This is a genomic window from Pseudomonas sp. B34(2017) (assembly GCF_002112915.1).
Taxonomy (GTDB): domain Bacteria; phylum Pseudomonadota; class Gammaproteobacteria; order Pseudomonadales; family Pseudomonadaceae; genus Aquipseudomonas; species Aquipseudomonas pharyngis.
In genome coordinates this window covers 60,322-73,933 of record NZ_NEJA01000006.1, presented here as the reverse complement: position 1 = coordinate 73,933, position 13,612 = coordinate 60,322, and the positions used below count along the sequence as shown (strand labels likewise).

Sequence of the window (13,612 nt, the reverse complement as noted above, 5' to 3'; positions counted from 1 at the left end):
TGTCGGGCGATTCTAGAAAGCGCACCCCCTGCGGTCAACCATTCAGAATTTTTGGACCAGGCGGCGAGCCACTCAGAACGTATCTTTCCATGCCCGCAGAGCCGCAAAAACCTCACTCGGCGCCCGGTTTTGAGGGCCGTTCCGTTCGTCCACTTTTTGTGTAACCAATATTTCACCGGTGCGCAAAAACGGGTTTGTGAGCTTTTCCAGCGCAAGGGTCGAGGGCAGTGTCATCACGCCATTCGCACGTTGCTGGCTGACTTTTTCCAGACGGGCGGCGATGTCCCGGTTGCCCGGCTCCACGGCGGCGGCGAATTTCAGGTTGCTCAGGGTGTATTCGTGGGTGCAGTAGACCAGGGTGTCTTCCGGCAGCGTCGCCAGACGGCTTAACGACTGATGCATCTGTTGCGGCGTGCCTTCGAACAAACGGCCGCAGCCGGCAGCGAACAGGGTATCGCCACAGAACAGCAGGCCATGATGGTAGTAGGCGATGTGTCCCAGGGTGTGGCCGGGAACGGCATGGACGTCGAAGTCCCAGCCGAGCACGCGCACCGTGTCGTTGTCCTTGAGGGCCACGTCGCGCCCCGGAATGCTTTCGCTGGCCGGTCCGTAGACCGTGGCCCCGGTGGCCTTTTTCAGCGTCTCGACGCCGCCGACATGGTCGTGGTGATGGTGAGTGATGAGGATGTCGCCGAGCACCCAGCCCGGATGCGCGTCGAGCCACGCCTGCACGGGGGCGGCATCCCCCGGATCGACCACTGCGCAACGCTGGGTGGCATGATCCTGTAACAACCAGATGTAGTTGTCGGTGAAGGCGGGCAGGGCACTGATCTGTATCATCGTCGAATTCGCCAAGCGGGTAACATTGGCGCATCTTAGAGGTTCCTGGCGTGTTGGAGAATGCAATGATCGATAAAGCGTTCGCTCAGGCCGATCCTGACTGGCTCGCGCTGATCGGTGCAGCCCGTGAATGGCTGTCCGGCCCCCTCGGGCAATTTCTGCTGGACGAAGAACGGCGCATGCTCGAAGACGAGCTGGGCCGGTTCTTCGGCGGCTATCTGGTGCATTACGGCCCGTCCGCCGAAACGCCGCCGTCGGCGCCGCAGGTGCAGCGCAACGTGCGGCTGGGCGCGCCCTTGCCGGGCGTGGAAATCGTCTGCGAAGAACAGGCCTGGCCGTTGAGCGAGCACGCCGCCGATGTGGTGGTGTTGCAGCACGGCCTGGATTTCTGTCTGTCGCCCCATGGCCTTCTGCGCGAAGCGGCCAGCAGCGTGCGCCCCGGCGGGCATCTGCTGATTGTCGGCATCAACCCCTGGAGCACCTGGGGGCTGCGCCATGTGTTCGCTCATGATGCGTTGCGCCAGGCGCGCTGCATCTCGCCGTCAAGGGTGGCGGACTGGCTCAACCTGCTGGGCTTCGCGCTGGAGAAACGCCGCTTCGGGTGCTATCGTCCGCCGCTCGCGTCACCCAAGTGGCAGGCCCGTCTGGCCGGCTGGGAACGCAAGGCCGGCGATTGGCAACTGTCGGGCGGCGGCTTCTATTTGCTGGTCGCGCGCAAGATCGTGGTCGGCCTGCGTCCGGTGCGTCAGGAACGCCGCGAGCCGATGGGCAAGCTGATTCCGCTGCCGATGGCCAAGGTCAACCGCCGACGCATCGAACCGTAAACCTTCTTTTATTTATGGCCGGGTATATCCCGGCCTTGGCCATCGTCGATCCGTGATCGGCGAGGCCACGCATTTTTTCTGGATAGACTGGCATGAGCGAAAGCGTCGATAGCGTAGAACTGTTCACTGACGGCGCCTGTAAAGGCAACCCCGGCCCCGGCGGCTGGGGCGCCTTGCTGGTGTGCAAGGGTGTTGAAAAGGAACTGTGGGGCGGCGAAGCCAACACCACCAACAACCGCATGGAGCTGCTCGGCGCGATTCGCGGCCTGGAAGCCCTCAAGCGTCCGTGCGAAGTGCTGCTGGTGACTGACTCGCAATACGTGATGAAAGGCATCAACGAGTGGATGGCCAACTGGAAGAAACGCGGCTGGAAAACCGCCGCCAAGGAGCCAGTCAAAAACGCTGACCTGTGGAAGGAGCTCGACGAGCAGGTCAATCGCCACAAGGTCACCTGGAAATGGGTCCGCGGCCACATCGGCCACCACGGCAACGAACGGGCTGACCAGTTGGCCAACCGTGGGGTGGATGAGGTTCGCGGTTACAAGCAGGATTGATCAAAGCATCAAAATGGCCTTGGCCAGTTGCAGGTCGGTATAGGGCTGACCTGGCAGCAGGCTGCGAATTCGCGTCAGCGCCGCTTCCATCTGTGCGCCGCGAATGTTCCCGTCGCTGGCAACGAACGCCGCCGCGTCATCCTTGGCCGCCAACACGATCTTGTCGTCCTTGAACGAACCGCTGGTGCCTTTGCTGGCGCTGAGCGTAAGGCTCATGGTGATGTCGGTGCTGATGACGAAACTGGTGGCGTGCGCCTCGGCCGTCAGCAGGCAGCCGCCGAGCATTAAAACGTATGCAGTCTTCATGACGCTCTCAATTCGCAGGAAACAAGGCGCGCACGCTAACAAGCCGGTTTGCCGCCGACTTTATGAACATTGCTAATGATTGTTAAAAACTGCATGAGCGCCGATCACCTGACGGCGCGCGACGTGTACCGCGAGCGTGTTAACATCGCCGCTTTTGCACGATTGACCCCGTTGAGAGCTGAACACTGATGGCCACCAGATCCGTTGTACTCGATACCGAAACCACCGGCATGCCAGTGACCGACGGCCACCGGATTATCGAAATCGGTTGTGTCGAGCTGATCGGTCGACGTCTGACGGGCCGGCACTTTCACGTTTACCTGCAACCGGATCGCGAGAGTGATGAAGGCGCGATCGCCGTTCACGGCATCACCAACGAATTCCTGGTAGGCAAGCCGCGTTTTGCCGAAGTGGCCGACGAATTTTTCGAGTTCATCAACGGCGCGCAGCTGATCATCCATAACGCGGCGTTCGACGTTGGCTTCATCAACAATGAATTCGCCCTGATGGGCCAGCAGGATCGCGCGGACATCACGCAGCACTGCACGATCCTCGACACCCTGATGATGGCCCGGGAACGTCACCCGGGTCAGCGCAACAGCCTCGATGCCCTGTGCAAACGCTACGGCGTCGACAACTCCGGCCGTGAGCTGCACGGCGCATTGCTCGACTCGGAGATTCTCGCCGACGTCTACCTGACCATGACCGGTGGCCAGACCAGCCTGTCGCTGGCCGGCAACGCCTCCGACGGCAATGGCACGGGCGAGGGCGCGGACAACTCGGCCACCGAAATCCGCCGTCTGCCGGCAGATCGCAAACCGGGGCGGATCATTCGCGCTACCGAAGCCGAGCTGGCCGAACACCAGGTGCGCCTGGAAATCATCGCCAAATCGGCCGGTGCCCCGGCGTTGTGGACTCAACTGCTGGAAGCCGAAGCTCAGGCGTAAGGCAAAAAAGGATCGCCCGAACATCCAGGCCGTGTTCAGGCGATCCTTTGTTTTTGGCAGTACTGACAACTGGCCACCCTCGCCACATCCGCTCCGACCCTCTACCCTGAGGACATTGGCAGATCACTCTCCGCCGCCTCAGGACACTGAGCCTCATGTACAAAGATTTGAAGTTCCCGGTGTTGATCGTCCACCGCGACATCAAGGCCGACACGGTTGCCGGTGAACGCATTCGCGGCATCGCCCGAGAGCTGGAGCTGGAAGGTTTCAGTATCGTTTCGGCCACGGACTACACCGAAGGACGGCTGGTGGCGTCGACACACCATGGTCTGGCGTGCATGCTGATTGCCGCCGAAGATGCCAGCACCAACTCCCATCTATTACAGAACATGGCCGAACTGATCGGTCTGGCCCGGGTGCGGGCGCCGGATCTGCCGATTTTTGCCCTCGGCGAGCAAGTCACCCTGGAAAACGCCCCGGCCGATGCCATGGCCGAGCTCAATCAGTTGCGCGGCATTCTCTACCTGTTCGAAGACACGGTGCCGTTTCTCGCCCGGCAAGTGGCGCGGGCGGCACGCAAGTACCTGGACGGCCTGTTGCCGCCATTCTTCAAGGCGCTGGTGCAGCACACCGCCGATTCCAATTATTCCTGGCACACCCCAGGCCATGGCGGCGGGGTGGCTTATCACAAGAGTCCGGTGGGGCAGGCGTTTCACCAGTTCTTCGGGGAAAACACCCTGCGTTCGGATTTGTCGGTGTCGGTGCCGGAGCTGGGCTCCTTGCTCGACCACACCGGGCCATTGGCCGAGGCGGAAGCACGCGCCGCGCGCAATTTCGGCGCCGATCACACCTTTTTCGTGATCAATGGCACCTCGACCGCCAACAAGATCGTCTGGCACTCGATGGTCGGGCGCGATGATCTGGTGCTGGTGGATCGCAACTGCCACAAGTCGGTGTTGCACGCGATCATCATGACCGGCGCGATTCCACTGTACCTGTGCCCGGAACGCAATGAGCTGGGGATCATCGGCCCGATTCCGCTCAGTGAATTCAGCCGCGAATCGATCCAGGCCAAGATCGATGCCAGCCCGTTGACCAAGGGCCGCGAGCCGAAAGTCAAACTGGCGGTGATCACCAACTCCACCTACGACGGCCTCTGCTACAACGCCGAGCTGATCAAGCAGAGTCTGGGCAATAGCGTCGAAGTCCTGCATTTCGACGAGGCCTGGTACGCCTACGCCGCGTTTCACGAGTTTTTCGCCGGCCGTTACGGCATGGCTACCTCGCGCAGCGAGGACAGTCCGCTGGTGTTCACCACCCATTCCACCCACAAACTGCTGGCGGCGTTCAGTCAGGCTTCGATGATTCATGTGCAGGATGGCGGGGCGCGGCAGCTGGATCGCGACCGGTTCAACGAAGCGTTCATGATGCACATCTCGACGTCGCCGCAGTACAGCATCATCGCCTCGCTGGACGTGGCGTCGGCGATGATGGAAGGACCGGCCGGACGCTCGCTGTTACAGGAAACCTTCGACGAAGCCCTGAGTTTTCGCCGGGCGCTGGCCAATTTGCGCCAGCACATTGCCGCCGACGACTGGTGGTTTTCGATCTGGCAGCCGCCGGGTGTCGAAGGCATCGACCGGGTGCAGACCGAGGACTGGCTGCTGAAGCCTGATGCGGACTGGCATGGTTTCGGTGAGGTCAGCGACGATTATGTGCTGCTCGATCCGATCAAAGTGACTTTGGTGATGCCGGGCCTGACTGCTGGCGGCGCTTTGAGCGACAAGGGCATCCCGGCGGCAGTGGTCAGTCGCTTCCTCTGGGAGCGCGGACTGGTGGTGGAGAAAACCGGCCTGTATTCATTCCTGGTGCTGTTCTCCATGGGCATCACCAAGGGCAAGTGGAGCACGCTGCTGACCGAACTGCTGGAGTTCAAGCGCAGTTACGACGCCAACGTCAGCCTCGACATCTGCCTGAAGTGTGTGGCCCAGGAAGATCCTGTGCGCTATCGCGGCATGGGCCTGCGCGATCTGTGCGATCAACTCCATGCCTGCTATCGCAGCAACGCCACCGCCAAGCACCTCAAGCGCATGTACACCGTGCTGCCGGACATCGCCATGAAGCCGGCCCATGCCTACGATCAACTGGTGCGCGGCGAAGTCGAGGCGGTGCCGATCGATGAGCTGGAAGGCCGGGTGGCGGCGGTGATGCTGGTGCCGTACCCGCCGGGCATTCCGCTGATCATGCCTGGCGAACGCTTTACCGAATCCACGCGCTCAATCATCGAATACCTCAGGTTTGCCCGCACGTTCGACGCAACGTTTCCGGGGTTCGTGGTCGATGTGCACGGTCTGCAACACGAAGATGAGGGCAATGGACGGCAATACACCGTCGATTGCGTCAAGGAATGAGGGCTTTTCCGAGTATGCAACCGGTCATGAATCCGAAATACCCAGGGTTGTCGGTGCGAGTCGCCGACGACGGTTTTGCCGCTTACATCTGGGGCAGCGATTTCAGCTTCGAGGTGGCTGCCTACGGCGCGGCCGAAATCGGCAAACCCGTGGCGCAATGGGCCGTGACGCCCATCGTGCCGTATCGCAAGTGCTATGGCATCGATCCGGAGGAATTCAGCAGTTTTCGCGATGCTGCCGACAGCGCGATTTTCATGGCGTATCTGGAGGACGAACCGGTCGGCCATCTGGTGATCAGCACCAACTGGAACGGCTTCGCCCATATCGATGAACTGGCGGTGCATGCCCCGGCGCGGCGCCATGGTGTGGCCAAGGCCTTGCTGGATGTGGCGCAGTTCTGGAGCCGCAAGAAAAAGCTGCCGGGGATCATGCTGGAAACCCAGAACAACAACCTCGGCGCCTGCCGTCTGTATGAGCGTTGCGGGTATGTGATCGGCGGCATCGACCACCTTCGTTATCGCGGCATCGATCCGAACACCGCCGAAGTGGCGTTGTTCTGGTATCGCTTGTTCGATAACCCGCTGGAACATCCGATCAGTTCGCCAGCATCGCCTCGGCTTGTTCCGTGACGATCCCGAGCAGCGTCTGAATCGCCGCTGACGGCGGGGCGTGTTTGAAGGTCAGGGCATAGAGGCTGATCGGCACCGCCGGCGACAACGGGCAGACGTCGAGACCGCCCGCCCGTGCACCGAGGGCGGTGAACGGGTCGACGATCGCCAGGCCTTCGCCGGCCTCGACCATGCTGCGCATCATCTGGTGGGTTTGCACGCGGGTCTGGATGGTCGGCGCCGGGCGCAGGGCCTGGAGCTTGTTTTCCAGCGCCGGACTCAACGGGTCCTGGCCTTCGAGGCCGACCATCGCCTGGCCGGCCAGATCCTGCAGGGAAATGTACTTCTGCTTCGGTTGCAGCCAGCCGTGGGGCGCGAGCAATTGCAGTTTGCCCTGGGCCAGCGGCTGGCAATCAATGTCGGGATGTTGTGGGTCGTGCAGGCTCAGGCCCAGATCGCTGTCGCGCAGCAGCAGGTGGCGGACGATGTCGCGGGTCGGTTCGCTGAGCAGGGTGCAGGGCACGTCGGGCAGGCGCCGACGCAGGGCAGCGAGGCTTTGCGGCAGCAGTTGCTGGGCCAGCGGTGGGGTGCCGATGATCCGCAAGGGTGGGGCGAGGTATTGCTTGAGGCTGCTGGCCAGCCGTTGCACCGGTTCCAGCGCTTCATAGATGTGGCCAATCTCGACTTGCAGCGCCCGGGCCTCCGGGGTCGGCTGAAGTCGTCCGCGTACACTGGCGAACAGCATGAAACCAAGCTGGCTCTCGGCTTCGCGCAAACGCTCCTCGACCTCAGGCGCCGCTAATTGCAGCCATTCGGCGGCGGTGCCCATGTGACCGGTCTGCAAAAGCGCCTGAATCACTTCGATATGACGTAAACGCATGCGTGAAGTCCATGTCCGGCCGTTGGGGTCAGTGGCTGAATCCTACCCCAACTCGGCGCGGATGACTTCTGCTCATAACGATCGGTTATGAAGCGACCGATGGCTCGGGTTCGCGGATCAGGGTGATGCCCGACTGAACCAGCAGGAACTCGTTGTCGTCGATCTTGTTGACGCGGTCGCCAATCGCCAGCTTGTAGGTGGTAACGGGCTCCGTGCCGGTGAAACCGTCTGCCGACGGGTTGGATTCCTGGAACTCATGCACGGAATAAACGCGGCCTTCCGCATCTCTTGCATGGAACTGACCGACGAGTACTGCTGCCATCTGCTTAGAACCTCTGGAGATAAAACGCTTGATTTGCGGCTTGGTAGACCGTCATCGAGCTTGGTAAGTTTTCCTACATGAAAAAAATATTCCAGACGCGGGAAATAACCTTCGGCGTCTGGTGGAATCGTCATCGGATCATCTATAACTACTGGCTCCTCCCACGGACAGTCGAGAGTCTTCCAATGAGCAATGTCTATAACGTCGCAGTAGTGGTCGGCAGCCTGCGCAAGGCGTCCATCAACCGCAAGGTCGCCCTGGCGCTGGCGGAACTGGCACCGGCCAATCTCAAGCTGAACATTGTCGAAATTGGCGATCTGCCACTCTACAACGAAGACATTGACGGCGATTCACCGCCGGCAGCCTACAGCACTTTCCGGCAAAAAGTGGGTTCATCCGACGCTCTGCTGTTTGTCACCCCGGAGTACAACCGCTCGGTGCCGGCGCCTTTGAAGAACGCGATCGACGTCGGTTCGCGGCCGTATGGCAAGAGCGTCTGGAGCGGCAAACCGGGGGCGGTGATCAGCGTTTCGCCGGGTGCCATCGGCGGTTTCGGCGCCAACCAGCACCTGCGTCAGTCCTTCGTTTTCCTCAACGTGCCATGCATGCAGCAGCCGGAAGCCTATCTGGGCGGCGCGGGCACGGCGTTCGATGAAGCTGGCAAGCTTAACGAGTCGGTGAAGCCGTTCCTGCAGAGCTTTATCAATGCGTTTGGTGAGTGGGTGACGCAGCACAAGAAGTGATTCGCTGATTTTTCTGACAAGATATCGAACCTGTGGGAGTCAGCTTCCACAGGTTTTTTTGTGTGGTCTGATTCTTTCCCCTTTTATTGAAGGCTGTCGCGAATGCTCGCTGCTTCACTGATTTTCCTGCTGACCATTACCCTGGTGATCTGGCAACCCAAAGGCCTCGGGGTCGGCTGGAGTGCAACGTTCGGCGCCATCGTTGCGCTGATTTTCGGCGTGGTGCATCTGAGCGACATCCCGCTGGTGTGGCAGATCATCTGGAACGCCACTGGCACGTTCGTAGCGCTGATCATCATCAGCCTGTTGCTCGACGAGGCGGGGTTCTTCGCCTGGGCGGCGTTGCACGTAGCGCGGTGGGGACGGGGCAGCGGGCGCAAGCTGTTTGCCTTCATGGTGCTGCTGGGTGCGCTGGTCTCGGCGCTGTTCGCCAATGACGGCGCGGCGCTGATCCTCACGCCGATCGTGATTTCCATGCTGCTGGCCCTGCGGTTTTCTCCGGCGGCGACCCTGGCGTTCGTCATGGGCGCGGGGTTCATTGCCGACACCGCGAGCCTGCCGCTGGTGGTGTCGAACCTGGTGAATATCGTCTCGGCCGATTTCTTTCACATCGGATTCAACCGTTATGCGGCGGTGATGGTGCCGGTCAACTTTGTCAGCGTCGCGGCCACGCTGGGCATGTTGCTCTGGTTCTTCCGCCGCGACATTCCCAAGGCCTACGACCCGGAACAGCTTGAACACCCGGAAACCGCCATCCACGACAAAGCCACGTTCTACGCCGGTTGGGCGGTGCTGGTGATTCTGCTGATCGGCTGTTTCGCGCTGGAGCCGCTGGGCATTCCGATCAGCGCGATCTCGGCGGTGTGCGCGGCGCTGTTGCTGGCGATTGCCGCGCGCGGGCACAAGATCTCCACGCGCAAGGTGATGAAAGAGGCGCCGTGGCAGATCGTGATTTTCTCGCTGGGCATGTATTTGGTGGTCTACGGACTGCGCAATGCCGGGCTCACCGATTATCTGGCCGGGTGGCTCAATGTGTTCGGCGAATACGGTGTATGGGGCGCGGCGATGGGCACCGGGGTGCTGACGGCGTTGTTGTCGTCGATCATGAACAACCTGCCGACGGTGCTGGTCGGTCTGCTGTCGATCGATGCCAGCCAGGCCAGCGGTGTGGTGAAGGAGGCGATGATCTACGCCAACGTGATCGGCAGCGACCTGGGACCGAAAATCACCCCGATCGGCAGTCTGGCGACCTTGCTCTGGCTGCATGTGCTGGAGCGCAAGAACATCAAGATCGGCTGGGGATATTACTTCAGGGTCGGGATCGTGCTGACGGTGCCGGTGTTGCTGGTGACGCTGGCCGCACTGGCTGTGCGGTTGTCGGTTTAACTCTGGCCCGGCACATTCGGCCACAGATCCGACACCAGAAACAGCCGCTCGGCTTCTTCCCACTCGCCCCGGGCATTTTCGGTCAGGCGCACCATCAGTTGCGCCGGGGCCAGCGGTTCGAGCTCATCGAGCCAGGCCTGCAAATGCCCGTTGCTCCAGGTCTGCTCCGCCGGGTAGTGCGCCGGCGCCAGCCAGGCGTGGCGGGGCAGGGGTTGCCAGCGTCCGGCCGGGCGCTGAGCGACAAACGCCGGCCAGTCTTTCTGATGCAGCCAGCTGCCGCGCAAATGCTGCGGGTGGGCGCCGCTGGGCGGCACGGACTGACCGGGCCACGGATACAGCAAGTATCCGCCCAGCCACAGTTGCGCACTGAACGACCCGACATCCAGCGCCGCCAGCACTTCGCGGCTTTCCGGGCGCGCGGAGATCGGCAGCTGATGTTCGCTCAAATGCGCCAGTTTGCGATCCAGTCGATCATGACAACCCGGCCCCAGCCATGACGCCGGATCATGCCCGTCGCCGTTCTGCGGGCCGAGGTAGAGCTTGATGGCCAGTTCCAGGTGGTGCACGCCGTCGCGATCGCGCAGCAGCATGTCCAGCTCGCCGAGGGTGTGACCGTCGCGGCGGATCGGCAGGTTGGCGGCTATCAGTTCGATACCCGGCGCGTGTTCCACCGCAAATTGCCACAAACGCTCGTAATACAGGCCCAGGCGCCGGGTGCGGGCCTGGGACAGCCAGTGCAGCAGGCCGTAACTGTCGCGGTCGAGCTGGCGCAGCCAGTGTTCAAGGCGCTCGGGATCGCCGACCCAGTCGCTGCCCGCCAGCGGATGGCGCTGCGGCCACGGGGTAGCGGCGAGCATTGGCGGGGCGAGGATCACCCACGCCAGATCACGCACCTCGGGGTGGCGTAACTGGTGGGGCAACTGCAGCAAATCGGGAAATAGGATCATCTTGCGAGCATAGCCTCAAACACCGGTGCAGCCTCGGGGCTGAAAGGATTTTGTCTATCCGGCGCTTTCGCCCATAATCGTGCTTTTCGCCGTCTCAGTCCCCGCAGGAGTCCCATGGAGCAATTTCGTAATATCGGCATCATCGGTCGCTTGGGCAGCTCCCAGGTGCTGGATACCGTCCGCCGACTGAAACGCTTCCTGCTCGATCGTCACCTGCATGTGATTCTCGAAGACACCATCGCCGAAGTCCTGCCGGGCCATGGCCTGCAAACCTCGTCGCGCAAGATGCTCGGCGAAGTCTGCGACATGGTCATCGTGGTCGGCGGTGACGGCAGCCTGCTCGGCGCGGCGCGGGCACTGGCCAAACACAATATTCCGGTACTCGGGATCAACCGTGGCAGCCTCGGCTTTCTCACCGACATCCGCCCCGACGAGCTGGAAATCAAGGTCGCCGAAGTGCTCGACGGCCATTATCTGGTGGAAAACCGCTTCCTGCTGCAGGCCGAAGTCCGTCGCCACGCCGAAGCCATCGGCCAGGGCGATGCGCTGAACGACGTGGTGCTGCACCCGGGCAAATCGACGCGGATGATCGAGTTCGAGCTGTACATCGACGGCCAGTTCGTCTGCAGCCAGAAGGCTGACGGCCTGATCGTCGCCACCCCGACCGGTTCCACTGCGTACGCACTGTCCGCCGGCGGCCCGATCATGCATCCCAAGCTTGACGCTATTGTGATTGTGCCGATGTACCCCCATACCTTGTCGGGCAGACCGATCGTGGTCGATGGCAACAGTGAGCTGAAAATCGTCGTGTCCAAAGATATGCAGATCTACCCGCAAGTCTCCTGCGACGGGCAGAACCACTTCACCTGCGCGCCGGGCGACACCATCACCGTCAGCAAGAAAGCGCAGAAGCTGCGGCTGATCCATCCGCTCGACCACAACTACTACGAAGTCTGCCGGACCAAGCTCGGCTGGGGCAGCAAGTTGGGTGGTGGAGGCGACTGATGCTCGATCCCGCGCGCAGTTATGACCTGATTGGTGACGTGCACGGATGCGCCCTGACCCTGGAACACCTGCTGGACCGTCTCGGTTATCACAAGCAGGGCGGAGTCTGGCGGCATCCGTCGCGCATGGCCGTGTTTGTCGGCGACATCATCGACCGCGGCCCGCGGATTCGCGAGGCGCTGCACATCGTCCACGACATGGTCGAGGCCGGTCAGGCGTTGTGCATCATGGGCAACCACGAGTTCAACGCCCTCGGCTGGAGCACCCCGGCGCCTCCGGGCAGCGGCAAGCAGTTCGTCCGTGAACACACCCCGCGCCATGCCCGATTGCTGCACGAAACCCTGACCCAGTTCGAAGACCATCCGGGCGACTGGCACGACTTCCAGCAGTGGTTCTACAAACTGCCGTTGTTCGTCGACGCCGGACGTTTCCGCGTGGTGCATGCCTGCTGGGATGCCGGCCTGATCGAGCCGTTGCGCGCGCTGTTCCCCGATGGCTGCATTGATGAACACTTCCTCCAGGCATCGGCCGTACCGGGCAGTTTCGCCTGCACCGTGTTCGATCGCCTGCTGCGCGGCACCGACATGCGCCTGCCGGATGGCCTGACCATGACCAGCGGCGATGGCCTGGTGCGCTCGTTCTTCCGCACCAAGTTCTGGGAAGACGACCCGCAAACCTACGGCGACATCGTGTTCCAGCCCGATGCACTGCCCGAACCGGTGGCGCAGAAGCCGCTGACCTCCAGCGAAAAGAATTCCCTGCTGCGCTACGGCGTCGATGAGCCATTGTTGTTCGTCGGCCATTACTGGCGCAGCGGCAAACCGGCGCCGATCCGCCCGAACCTCGCGTGCCTGGATTACAGCGCGGTGCTCTACGGCAAACTGGTGGCCTATCGTCTGGATCAGGAAACTCGCCTCGATCCGAATAAATTTGTCTGGGTCGACGTCGAGCGGCCGGAGGTGCTGCGATGAGTGCCATAGCGGTCTTGCGTGTGCCGTTGGCGGCGGACCTGAGTGGTTTCGTCAAACTGCTGCAACGCATGCAAGTGCCCCATCGTGTCAGCGAAGAGGCGGGCGAGCAGGTGTTGTGGGTGCCCTCGGAAATCAGCGACGACGTGCGCTCGCTGTACGAGCGTTTCCCGGCGGGTGATCCGGATCAGCAGCTGGAAATTCCGTCGGCGCCGACGCTCAAGCGCCCGAGCTTCGCCGAGCAACTGAAACATGCCAAAGCCACCGGATTCATTCTGCTGCTGAGCCTGATCGTCGGCGGGTTGACCTTCCTTGGCGATAACCTCGACACGATGCGTTGGCTGACCTTCCTCGATTTTCGCGTGGTCGGCGACTACATCCACTTCACACCACTGGCCGACAGCCTGGCGGCGGGGCAGTGGTGGCGCCTGTTTACGCCGATGCTGATCCACTTCGGCATCCTGCACCTGGCCATGAACGGCATGTGGTACTGGGAGCTGGGGCGGCGCATCGAGTCGCGCCAGGGCAGCGTCAACCTGATCGGCCTGACGTTGCTGTTCGGCCTGGTTTCCAACTATGCGCAGTTCGCATGGAGCGGCCCGAGCCTGTTCGGCGGCCTGTCCGGCGTACTTTACGGATTGCTCGGTCACTGCTGGATCTTCCAGTTGCTGGCGCCGAACCCGGCCTATCGCCTGCCGCGCGGCGTGCTGGCAATGATGCTGGTGTGGTTGCTGGTGTGCATGTCCGGGCTGATCTCGATGATCGGTTTCGGCGAAATCGCCAACGCTGCCCACGTCAGCGGGTTACTCATCGGATGCTTAACCGGTTTGTTGGGCGGTTTGTACAACCGCCGTAAACTGGCCGCCTGAAT

15 protein-coding genes are annotated in these 13,612 nt (G+C 61.9%); 10 read left to right on the top strand and 5 right to left on the bottom strand.

Going from position 1 to position 13,612, the window contains the following annotated elements; all coding sequences use genetic code 11:
• Nucleotides 1-72: 72 nt before the first annotated feature.
• Nucleotides 73-840: a hydroxyacylglutathione hydrolase gene (gene gloB, locus CAF80_RS19605; RefSeq protein WP_085667915.1), complete on the bottom strand. Its 768-nt coding sequence runs from the start codon at nucleotides 838-840 to the stop codon at nucleotides 73-75.
• Between the two features lie 65 nt (nucleotides 841-905).
• On the opposite strand from gloB, the gene CAF80_RS19600 reads away from it, so the two are divergent.
• Both CAF80_RS19600 and rnhA read left to right on the top strand, forming a co-directional pair.
• Complete coding sequence (locus CAF80_RS19600; protein WP_007956935.1) at nucleotides 906-1,664, top strand: methyltransferase domain-containing protein; 759 nt, start codon at nucleotides 906-908, stop codon at nucleotides 1,662-1,664.
• A gap of 92 nt (nucleotides 1,665-1,756) precedes the next feature.
• Nucleotides 1,757-2,218 carry a ribonuclease HI gene (gene rnhA, locus CAF80_RS19595; RefSeq protein WP_039770807.1) on the top strand — a complete coding sequence of 154 codons (462 nt, stop codon included), beginning with the start codon at nucleotides 1,757-1,759 and terminating at the stop codon, nucleotides 2,216-2,218.
• Here the strand turns inward: rnhA and CAF80_RS19590 are convergent, their stop codons facing one another.
• On the bottom strand, nucleotides 2,219-2,524 hold the full coding sequence (locus CAF80_RS19590) for a DUF2388 domain-containing protein (RefSeq protein WP_052266592.1): 306 nt from the start codon (nucleotides 2,522-2,524) through the stop codon (nucleotides 2,219-2,221).
• 188 nt (nucleotides 2,525-2,712) lie between these two features.
• Between CAF80_RS19590 and dnaQ the strand changes: the two genes are divergently transcribed.
• From dnaQ to CAF80_RS19575, 3 genes are all read left to right on the top strand, one after another.
• Nucleotides 2,713-3,471, top strand: a complete 759-nt coding sequence (gene dnaQ / locus CAF80_RS19585) for a DNA polymerase III subunit epsilon (RefSeq protein WP_039770804.1) — start codon at nucleotides 2,713-2,715, stop codon at nucleotides 3,469-3,471.
• A 155-nt stretch (nucleotides 3,472-3,626) separates the two neighbouring features.
• Entirely contained in the window at nucleotides 3,627-5,882 is a 2,256-nt protein-coding gene (locus CAF80_RS19580) for an arginine/lysine/ornithine decarboxylase (RefSeq protein ID WP_085667802.1), read from the top strand.
• Between the two features lie 14 nt (nucleotides 5,883-5,896).
• Nucleotides 5,897-6,511, top strand: coding sequence for a GNAT family N-acetyltransferase (locus CAF80_RS19575; RefSeq protein WP_039770802.1), 615 nt, complete (start codon nucleotides 5,897-5,899; stop codon nucleotides 6,509-6,511).
• On the opposite strand, the gene CAF80_RS19570 is transcribed toward CAF80_RS19575, so the two are convergent.
• Nucleotides 6,477-7,370 (bottom strand): LysR family transcriptional regulator, encoded by an 894-nt coding sequence (locus CAF80_RS19570; protein ID WP_085667801.1) that lies wholly within the window; start codon nucleotides 7,368-7,370, stop codon nucleotides 6,477-6,479. The two genes, CAF80_RS19575 and CAF80_RS19570, sit on opposite strands and share 35 nt — an antisense overlap.
• A gap of 85 nt (nucleotides 7,371-7,455) precedes the next feature.
• On the bottom strand, nucleotides 7,456-7,692 hold the full coding sequence (locus tag CAF80_RS19565; RefSeq protein WP_007956926.1) for a hypothetical protein: 237 nt from the start codon (nucleotides 7,690-7,692) through the stop codon (nucleotides 7,456-7,458).
• A 185-nt stretch (nucleotides 7,693-7,877) separates the two neighbouring features.
• Between CAF80_RS19565 and CAF80_RS19560 the strand changes: the two genes are divergently transcribed.
• Nucleotides 7,878-8,435, top strand: a complete 558-nt coding sequence (locus CAF80_RS19560; protein ID WP_039770799.1) for an NADPH-dependent FMN reductase — start codon at nucleotides 7,878-7,880, stop codon at nucleotides 8,433-8,435.
• A gap of 102 nt (nucleotides 8,436-8,537) precedes the next feature.
• Entirely contained in the window at nucleotides 8,538-9,821 is a 1,284-nt protein-coding gene (locus CAF80_RS19555) for an arsenic transporter (RefSeq protein ID WP_085667800.1), read from the top strand.
• On the opposite strand, the gene CAF80_RS19550 is transcribed toward CAF80_RS19555, so the two are convergent.
• On the bottom strand, nucleotides 9,818-10,768 hold the full coding sequence (locus tag CAF80_RS19550) for a DUF1853 family protein (protein ID WP_039770796.1): 951 nt from the start codon (nucleotides 10,766-10,768) through the stop codon (nucleotides 9,818-9,820). The two genes, CAF80_RS19555 and CAF80_RS19550, sit on opposite strands and share 4 nt — an antisense overlap.
• Before the next feature lie 114 nt (nucleotides 10,769-10,882).
• Here CAF80_RS19550 and CAF80_RS19545 point away from each other — a divergent pair, with 114 nt between their 5' ends.
• The 3 genes from CAF80_RS19545 to CAF80_RS19535 are packed head-to-tail and all read left to right on the top strand — an operon-like array spanning nucleotide 10,883 to nucleotide 13,610.
• Nucleotides 10,883-11,773 (top strand): NAD(+) kinase, encoded by an 891-nt coding sequence (locus CAF80_RS19545; RefSeq protein WP_011333623.1) that lies wholly within the window; start codon nucleotides 10,883-10,885, stop codon nucleotides 11,771-11,773.
• Nucleotides 11,770-12,744 (top strand): metallophosphoesterase, encoded by a 975-nt coding sequence (locus CAF80_RS19540; RefSeq protein WP_371916421.1) that lies wholly within the window; start codon nucleotides 11,770-11,772, stop codon nucleotides 12,742-12,744. Before CAF80_RS19545 ends, CAF80_RS19540 begins: the two co-directional genes overlap by 4 nt.
• Complete coding sequence (locus tag CAF80_RS19535) at nucleotides 12,741-13,610, top strand: rhomboid family intramembrane serine protease (RefSeq protein ID WP_039770792.1); 870 nt, start codon at nucleotides 12,741-12,743, stop codon at nucleotides 13,608-13,610. Before CAF80_RS19540 ends, CAF80_RS19535 begins: the two co-directional genes overlap by 4 nt.
• The last annotated feature ends 2 nt before the right edge of the window (nucleotides 13,611-13,612 follow it).